The sequence below is a fragment of the Arthrobacter sp. H20 genome, assembly GCF_000520515.1.
Taxonomy (GTDB): Bacteria; Actinomycetota; Actinomycetes; order Actinomycetales; family Micrococcaceae; genus Arthrobacter_D.
The window spans coordinates 1-7770 of record NZ_AZRY01000224.1 but is presented as its reverse complement, the minus strand read 5'-3'; the positions used below and the strand labels follow the sequence as shown (position 1 = coordinate 7770).

7 protein-coding genes are annotated in these 7770 nt (G+C 64.7%); 6 read left to right on the top strand and 1 reads right to left on the bottom strand.

What is annotated here, in order from left to right; all coding sequences use genetic code 11:
- Nucleotides 1-51 precede the first annotated feature (51 nt).
- The 6 genes from Y703_RS0102060 to Y703_RS0102035 all read left to right on the top strand — a co-directional run bounded on the left by Y703_RS0102060 (nucleotide 52) and on the right by Y703_RS0102035 (nucleotide 6816).
- On the top strand, nucleotides 52-825 hold the full coding sequence (locus tag Y703_RS0102060) for an SDR family oxidoreductase (protein ID WP_026551397.1): 774 nt from the start codon (nucleotides 52-54) through the stop codon (nucleotides 823-825).
- A gap of 67 nt (nucleotides 826-892) precedes the next feature.
- Nucleotides 893-1705 (top strand): fumarylacetoacetate hydrolase family protein, encoded by an 813-nt coding sequence (locus Y703_RS17350; RefSeq protein WP_253907897.1) that lies wholly within the window; start codon nucleotides 893-895, stop codon nucleotides 1703-1705.
- A complete protein-coding gene (locus Y703_RS0102050; protein ID WP_026551396.1) occupies nucleotides 1698-2891 on the top strand; it encodes a CaiB/BaiF CoA transferase family protein in 1194 nt (397 codons plus the stop codon). Before Y703_RS17350 ends, Y703_RS0102050 begins: the two co-directional genes overlap by 8 nt.
- 43 nt (nucleotides 2892-2934) lie before the next feature.
- The gene (locus tag Y703_RS0102045; protein WP_051427213.1) at nucleotides 2935-4095 is read left to right on the top strand and encodes an acyl-CoA dehydrogenase family protein; all 1161 of its coding nucleotides are present in this window, start codon (nucleotides 2935-2937) and stop codon (nucleotides 4093-4095) included.
- A complete protein-coding gene (locus Y703_RS0102040) occupies nucleotides 4092-5822 on the top strand; it encodes an IlvD/Edd family dehydratase (RefSeq protein WP_026551394.1) in 1731 nt (576 codons plus the stop codon). Before Y703_RS0102045 ends, Y703_RS0102040 begins: the two co-directional genes overlap by 4 nt.
- 190 nt (nucleotides 5823-6012) lie before the next feature.
- The gene (locus Y703_RS0102035) at nucleotides 6013-6816 is read left to right on the top strand and encodes a hypothetical protein (protein ID WP_026551393.1); all 804 of its coding nucleotides are present in this window, start codon (nucleotides 6013-6015) and stop codon (nucleotides 6814-6816) included.
- A 322-nt stretch (nucleotides 6817-7138) separates the two neighbouring features.
- Here the strand turns inward: Y703_RS0102035 and Y703_RS17345 are convergent.
- Nucleotides 7139-7770 (bottom strand): IS3 family transposase (locus Y703_RS17345; RefSeq protein WP_035763449.1); only part of this gene is annotated, 632 nt, incomplete at its 5' end.

Genomic DNA, 7770 nt, shown 5'->3' with positions numbered 1-7770 from the left:
CCTTGCCGACATGATCGACGCCCACCTTGATGCTGTGAAGGAGATTGCCTGATGGATACCGGACTCAAGGGAAAGAACGTACTGGTGCCGGGCGCGAGCTCGGGCATCGGCCTGGCCATTGCCCAGGCGCTGGCCGCGGAGGGCGCCAACGTGGTCCTCGCCGCCCGCCGCGAGGACGTGGTGCAGGGCGAAGCGGCCCGCCTCCCCTCAGCGGTCGGGGTCGCGATGGACCTGACCGACGGCGGCGCCCCCGCGGCCCTGGTCGAAGCCGCCGAAAAAGCGTTCGGGCCGATCGATGTGCTGATCCTCAACAGCGGCGGCCCGCCTCCCGGTGGTGCAGCTGACGTCAGTGATGAACAAGCCCTGGCCGCCGTGCACCAGCTCCTCCTGCAGCACATGAGCCTGACCAATCTGGTGCTCCCCGGCATGCGCGAGCGCGGCTGGGGCCGCATTGTCGCCGTCGGCTCCAGTGGCGTGCAGCAGCCGCTGCCCAACCTGGCGCTCTCCAACATCGGGCGGGCCGGGCTCGCTGGTTACCTCAAGACGCTCGCCGCCGAGGTGGCGGCCGACGGCGTCACCGTGAACATGGTGCTGCCGGGCCGGATCGACACGGACCGGGTGGCGTCCCTCGATGCCGCAGCAGCCAAGCGGACCGGCAGCACGCCTGATGAGGCACGCGCAGCGTCGGAGAAAACTATCCCCGCCGGCCGGTACGGCAAGCCCGAGGAGTTCGGTGCTGTCGTCGCCTTCCTCGCGAGCGTCCCCGCCGCCTATGTGACCGGCGAGCAGATCCGCTGCGACGGCGGATTGGTCCGTGCGTATTAACCCCTGAGCTCCTGAACCTCTCGACTCCTGGCTCTCGACATTGAACAGAAAGAAGCGCTGACCATGCATGCTGGTCCGCGATCTCATTCCCGGCTTCACCGGCGACCTGCTGGAGTTGTTGGCCACCGATTCGCTCGGGAAGCTTGAATCGTTCGCCGAGTCGGCGGACACCGCGGTATTCCGTGACCGCGATTCGGTGACGTTCGGTGCCCCGTACCGTCATCCCCGGCTGCTGTGGGGCATCGGCCTGAACTATGTGGAGCACGCGTCGGACCTGTCTGAGGGCGTCCCCGACGAGCCGGCGTCGTTCATCAAGGGCGACCACACCATCATCGGCCCTAACGAGTTCATCACCATCCCGTACCAGAGCGTGCGCACCACCGCCGAGGCCGAACTGGGCCTCGTCATCGGCCGCTACTGCCGCGATGTGGAGCCGGCGGACGCGCTGTCCTACGTGGCCGGCGTCGTCACCCTGCTGGACCAGACCGCTGAGGACATCCTGGAGAAGAACCCCCGGTTCCTCACCCGGTCGAAGAACTTCCCCGGCTTCTTCTCCTTCGGGCCGGAGATCGTGCCCCTCGCAGAGGTAACTGACGACGCCGGGTCGCTGGCCGCCGTCGAGGTGTCCACAGTGATCAATGGCGAGGTGCACCGCAGCAACGTGGTGGGCAACATGAGGTACCTCCCTGAGTACCTGGTCAGTTTCCACAGCAAGGTGATGCCGCTTTACCCGGGCGACATCATCTCCACCGGCACGCCGGGCGCCGTGCACATCAAGGCGGGCGACGTGGCGGAATGTCGCATCCCTGGCGTCGGTGTGCTCAGCAACCCGGTGGTCGACCAGCACAGCAAACCGGAAGGCAGTGGCGGTAGTGAGTGACTTCCCCGACGACGCGTTCCCGGCGGGTCCCCTGAACGGCATCAAGGTAGCCGACTTCTCCAGGGTGCTCGCGGGACCCTTTGCCTCGATGATGCTCGCCGATTTCGGGGCCGACGTCATCAAGGTGGAAAGCCCCTTCGGCGACGACACCCGCAGCTGGACACCCCCGGTGGACGAGTACGGGGTGGGCACCTATTTCTCCAGCGTGAACCGCAACAAGCGCTCGGTGGTCTGCGACCTGACCACTCCCGAGGGGCAGGCGGCGGCACTGGAGATCGCGGTGACGGCCGACGTCGTCATCGAGAATTTTCGTCCCGGCATCATGGAACGGTTCGGGCTGGACTACGAGTCCCTCAAGGACCGGCGCCCGGACCTGATCTACTGCTCCATCACCGGATTCGGCAGCACCGGTGGAGCTCATCTGCCCGGGTACGACCTGCTGGTGCAGGCCGTCGGCGGGCTGATGAGCGTCACCGGTGGGCTCGATTCCGAGCCCAGCAAGGTCGGTGTGGCCCTGGTGGATGTGGTCACCGGGCAGAACGCCGTCGTCGGGATCCTCGCCGCCCTGCGGTCGCTGGAGCAGACCGGGGTGGGCCAGCGGGTGGACGTGAATCTGCTGTCCTCCCTCTTGTCGGGGCTGGTGAACCAGGCGTCCAGCACGCTGGCCACGGGGGAATCCCCGCAGCGGATGGGTAACGCGCACCCGAGTATTGCGCCGTATGAGACGTTGCGGACAGCCGATGGCCCGCTGGCCGTGGCCGTCGGGACGGACAAGCAGTTCGCCGGGCTGGTCCGGGTGCTCGGGGTGCCCGAGCTCTCCGGCGATGAGCGGTTCGCCGGGAATTCGAATCGGGTGGCCAACCGGGTGGTACTGAAGTCCCTGCTGGAACAACAGTTGGGGTCCAATTCCGCCGCCGAGTGGTCGGAGCTGCTCAGCCTGGCGGGTGTGCCCGCTGGGAAGGTGAACTCGATTGTCGAGGCGCTGGAACTGGCCGACACGCTGGGCCTGTCACCCGTCGTCGAAATCGCCAACGCTGACGGGACACGAACCAGCCAGCAGGTCGCCAACCCGATCCACCTCTCCGGGACACCCGCCCGGTACCTGCGCCCGCCGCCCCTGTTGGGCGAGCACAACGGCGCCGCCTTTGACGTTCCCTCAGTTCCCGCACTGCACCATCTACTCTGAAAGCAGGACCCCTGTGACCTCTTCAACCCTTGAAAGCAGAGCCATGATTGATAATTCGGACCTGATCGGTATTGAATCGCTCCTCTCCCCCGAGGAAATTGCCCTGCGGGAAACCGTGCGGTCCTTTGTGGACAGTGAGATCAAGCCGAACATCGCCCAATGGTACGACGACGCCGTGTTCCCGATGGAGATTGTCCCGCAGATGGCCGAGCTGGGCCTGCTCGGCATGCACCTCAAGGGCTACGGTTGCCCGGGGAAGTCCTCGGTGGAGTACGGACTGGCAGCGATGGAGTTGGAGGCAGGCGATTCGGGTTTGCGGACCTTCGTGTCGGTGCAGGGGTCGCTCGCGATGAGCGCCATTTACAAGCACGGTTCGGAGGAGCAGAAGACCGAGTGGCTGCCGCAGATGGCCGCCGGGACCGCTATTGGTGCGTTCGGGCTAACCGAGCCGACCGCCGGGTCCGACCCCGGCGCCATGCAGACCTTCGCGCGCCGCGACGGATCCGACTGGATCCTCAATGGCGCCAAGCGCTGGATCGGCCTGGCCTCGGTGGCGAAGCTGGCCATTATCTGGGCGATGACCGACGACGGCGTCCGCGGCTTTGTGGTGCCCACTGACAGTCCCGGGTTTGAGGCAATACCGATCAAACAGAAGCTCTCCATGCGGGCGTCCATCCAGTGCGACATTACGTTGACCGACATCCGGTTGCCGGAGAGCGCAATGCTGCCGAATGCCAAGGGACTGCGAGGCCCGTTCGAGTGCCTGAACGAGGCGCGCTACGGCATCATCTGGGGTGCCATGGGGGCCGCCCGGGACAGCTACTTGACCGCGCTGGCCTACTCGCAGGAGCGCCTCCAGTTCGGGAAACCGCTCTCCGGCTACCAGTTGACGCAGGAGAAGTTGGTGAACATGGCGTTGGAGATCAACAAGGGAACGCTGCTCGCGTTGCAGTTGGGCCGGTTGAAGGATGCCGGGGCGCTGCAGCCGTACCAAATCTCGGTGGGCAAGCTGAACAACTGTCGCGAAGCAATCGCGATTTGTCGTGAGGCTCGGGCGATGCTCGGCGGCAATGGAGTCACCCTTGATTATTCGCCGCTGCGGCACGCGAACAACCTGGAGAGTGTCAGGACCTATGAGGGCACCGACGAGGTGCACACCTTGATCCTGGGCAACCACATCACCGGCGTTCCCTCGTTCCGGTGAGTGACCCCGCCGTGGGTGAACCGCCCACCGGCATCCGCAAGGGCCTGACCAACTACGGGGACGCCGAGTTCTCGCTGTTCCTGCGGAAGGCGTTCATCAAGGGTGCCGGATACTCCGACGACGCCCTGGACCGGCCGGTGATCGGGATCATCAACACCGGCAGCGGCTTCAACCCGTGCCACGGCAACATGCCGGCGCTGCTGGAGGCGGTGAAGCGTGGGGTGATGCTCGCCGGTGGGTTGCCGGTGGACTTCCCCACCATCTCCATCCACGAGAGCTTCTCGCAGCCCACCAGCATGTTCCTGCGGAACCTGATGTCGATGGACACGGAGGAGATGATCCGGGCCCAGCCGATGGACGCCGTCGTGCTGATCGGTGGTTGCGACAAGACGGTTCCGGCCCAGCTGATGGGTGCTGCGTCGGCGGGCGTGCCGGCGATATCTCTGGTGACCGGCTCAATGCTGACCGGCGGTTACCAGGGCGAGCGGGTGGGTGCATGTACCGACTGCCGGGCGTTCTGGGGCAAGTTCCGGGGTGGCGAGATTTCCAAACCAGAGATCGACGACGTGAACTCGCGTCTGGTCGGCAGCGTCGGCACCTGCTCGGTGATGGGGACAGCCAGCACCATGGCGTGCCTGACGGAGGCGATGGGGATTGCGATGCCGGGTTCGGCGTCGGCTCCTGCAGTCACGGCTGACCGGGTGCGGATCGCTGAGGCGACCGGGACACAGGCGGTTGCGCTGGCAGCGGCCGAGACGAAGATGGACACCATCCTGACTCAAGAGTCGTTCGAGAATGGGTTGCGGGTGCTGCTGGCGATCGGCGGATCCACCAACGCGATCATTCACCTGACCGCTGTAGCGGGTCGGTTGGGAATCCGGCTGTCGCTGGAGCAGCAGGACCGGATGAGCATGGAGACGCCGGTGCTATTGGATCTGAAGCCATCGGGGAAGTATTACATGGAGGACTTCCACCGGGCCGGCGGTGTTCCCGCCGTGCTGCGTGAACTGGGTTCGCTGATTCACCGGGACGTGCCGACCGTGACCGGTCGGACGTTGGGTGAGGAGATTGACGACGCCGGTCCCGGCTTCCCGCAGGACATCATCCGGACACTGTCCAACCCGGTGTACCCGGAGGGAAGCCTCGCTGTCCTCCGCGGCAACCTGGCGCCCGGTGGTGCGATCATCAAGCAGGCAGCCGTATCCCCTTCGTTGCTGGAACACACCGGACCTGCCGTGGTGTTCGAGAACACTGCGGACCTGGCGGCGCGGATCGATGACCCCGATCTGGAGGTTACTGCCGATTCGGTGCTGGTGCTGAAGAACATCGGCCCTGTGGGTGCTCCTGGCATGCCCGAGGCCGGGTATCTGCCGATCCCGAAGAAGCTCGCTTCTCAGGGGGTGCGCGACATGGTGCGCATCTCGGACGGTCGGATGTCGGGCACCGCCGCGGGCGCGGTGGTGCTGCATGTAACGCCGGAGTCAGCGGTCGGCGGTCCGCTGCGGCTGGTGCAGACCGGCGACACGATCACCCTGGGTGTGAGCCGTCGGTTGATCCAGTTGGAAGTGTCGGATGCGGAGCTGGCCCAGCGTGAAGAAGCGATGGGTCCGGCAGCGCCAGTTGTCCCGGAGCGTGGCTACCGGAAGCTGTTCGTCACGGAGGTAACTCAGGCCGACGAGGGCTGCGACTTCCGTTTCCTGCAGGGCTCGTTTGTCAGTGACTTATAATTTCGCCGGTTCACCATGCTCGCAACTCCAATATTGCTTCCCGTCATCCGTAAGAACAGGAGGTCGTCCGTGGGCGTTGGGACGACTGTGGTGGGGTCCTACCTCTTGATAATAAAAAGAGCTCCAAGCCTTGTTGCCAGTTTACTGAGGCCCTACCCTAATCTCAGGTCGCACATTCCCAGGAGCCCACATGACCCACTTCGTTCCCATCAGCCCTACCCGAGTGTGGGCATTCGCCTCAGGAGACTCTTCCCGCCAGGTTCTCACCTGTGTGGCTGCCGCCGCCCAGGTCCTCTTGCCCACGTTCTACGGTCCACGCTTCAGGGGTGAAAACGCTCCACCCAACGTGATCCAGCCCGCCCCCTGCACCTTCACTGTTTGGTTCCCCATCTTCGCCTCATCCATCTCCTATGCGGTCCACCAGGCGCGCGGCCCAGCCCGGACCCTGGACATCTGGCGGGAAGCGGGCTGGCCTCTCGCTGGCGCGTTCGCCGCCACCGGTGTCTGGGCGCCGCTCGTGCGATCCGGCAAGTTCTGGAGCGCCCAAGGAGCGTTGGCAGCGATCGCTGTGCTCGCAGAGACGGGACGTCGTCAAATCGCTCAGGCCGAGCTGAAGGGCGAGTTGAGCACGGCCGAGATCACGGCAGCCGCCTCGGCAGCGGGAATGCTTGCGGCCTGGGGGCAGGCAGCATGTGGAGTGAACCTGGCCGCCATGCTCGTCAGCAACAATATTGTCCCCGCCGGGCCAAAGGCCGCCATGGTGGGAGCGGCCCTCCTCGCAGGGCTCGGCGTGCTTGGCACCAGAGCTGTCTCCGCGCCGGAACGCACAAGCGTCTCCTCTCGTTTCTACACCGGCACTCTCCTCTGGGCATTCGCCGGTGTGATCATTGGGCAACGCCGACGCTCCTGGTCCGCAGTCGCAACAGCAGCCGGCGCTGCCACCGCGATCCTCGCCGTCGCTGCACGCAAGCGCTCGGAACCGCATTCGAGCTGACAGATAATCTCTGGGTGGTATGCAAACGATTCACCGTGGTGCAGTAGCCCATCCCCCACCGGCACACCTCCGTTCGACCTCGAGCTGACCGCCCCGTCTGTGAATCGCAGAGTTATCTGGCGTGTTTTTTGCAGCGCTATCTGGCGCGATCGTCCTCAGCATTCCGTCAGGGATCCTTCAGCGGGACACTCAGTCCGAGGCGGCAGCCAAGACTGAGCTGCTGCGGTGATTTCGGACAGCGGATTTGGTGGTTTTCTCTACGCTGCCATGGCTGGCTGTTGGTAACTGTAGTGGACTTCGTTGGGCCGGTTGATGGTTTTCTCTACGCTGCCATGGCTGGCTGTTGGTAACTGTAGTGGACTTCGTTGGGCCGGCGGTAATTGAGGGCTGAGTGCCGGCGGCGGCTATTGTAGAAGCCCTCGATGTAGCGGATGACGTCTCGTTTTGCTTGTAATTTGGTGGCGTAAACGGTGCGGTAGACCCGTTCGTTCTTCAGAGCTCCGAAGAAACTTTCGGCCATGCTGTTGTCCCAACACACCCCGGTGCGGCCCATCGAGGAACGCATGCCCAGGGCGGTGACCAAGGCCCTGAACCGGGCCGAGGTATAGACGCTGCCACGGTCCGAGTGCCAAATCGCGTCAGGGGCGATCAGGGTCGTTGCGGCAGCGTTCTTCAACGCGTCAGCGACGAGTTCGGTGCGCATGTGATCGGCGATGGACCAGCCCACGACCTTCTTCGAATAGCAGTCGATGACGGTGGCGAGGTAGATGAAACCCTGCCACGTGTGGATATACGTGATGTCCCCGACGAACTTGATCCCCGGGCGGTCCGCGGTGAAGTCCCGTTTCACCAGGTCCGGGACCGCAGCAGCACCTTCGGCGTCGGCCTGGGTGGTGATGCGGAACGGGCGGGGCTGGCACGGCACTAACTTCTCCTGACCCATGATGCTGCGGT

Coding starts and splice junctions, on each gene's coding strand:
- Y703_RS0102045 (WP_051427213.1), top strand. CDS start 2,935: ATGATTGATAATTCGGACCTGATCGGTATTGAATCGCTCCTCTCCCCC.
- Y703_RS0102060 (WP_026551397.1), top strand. CDS start 52: ATGGATACCGGACTCAAGGGAAAGAACGTACTGGTGCCGGGCGCGAGC.
- Y703_RS0102035 (WP_026551393.1), top strand. CDS start 6,013: ATGACCCACTTCGTTCCCATCAGCCCTACCCGAGTGTGGGCATTCGCC.
- Y703_RS17350 (WP_253907897.1), top strand. CDS start 893: ATGCTGGTCCGCGATCTCATTCCCGGCTTCACCGGCGACCTGCTGGAG.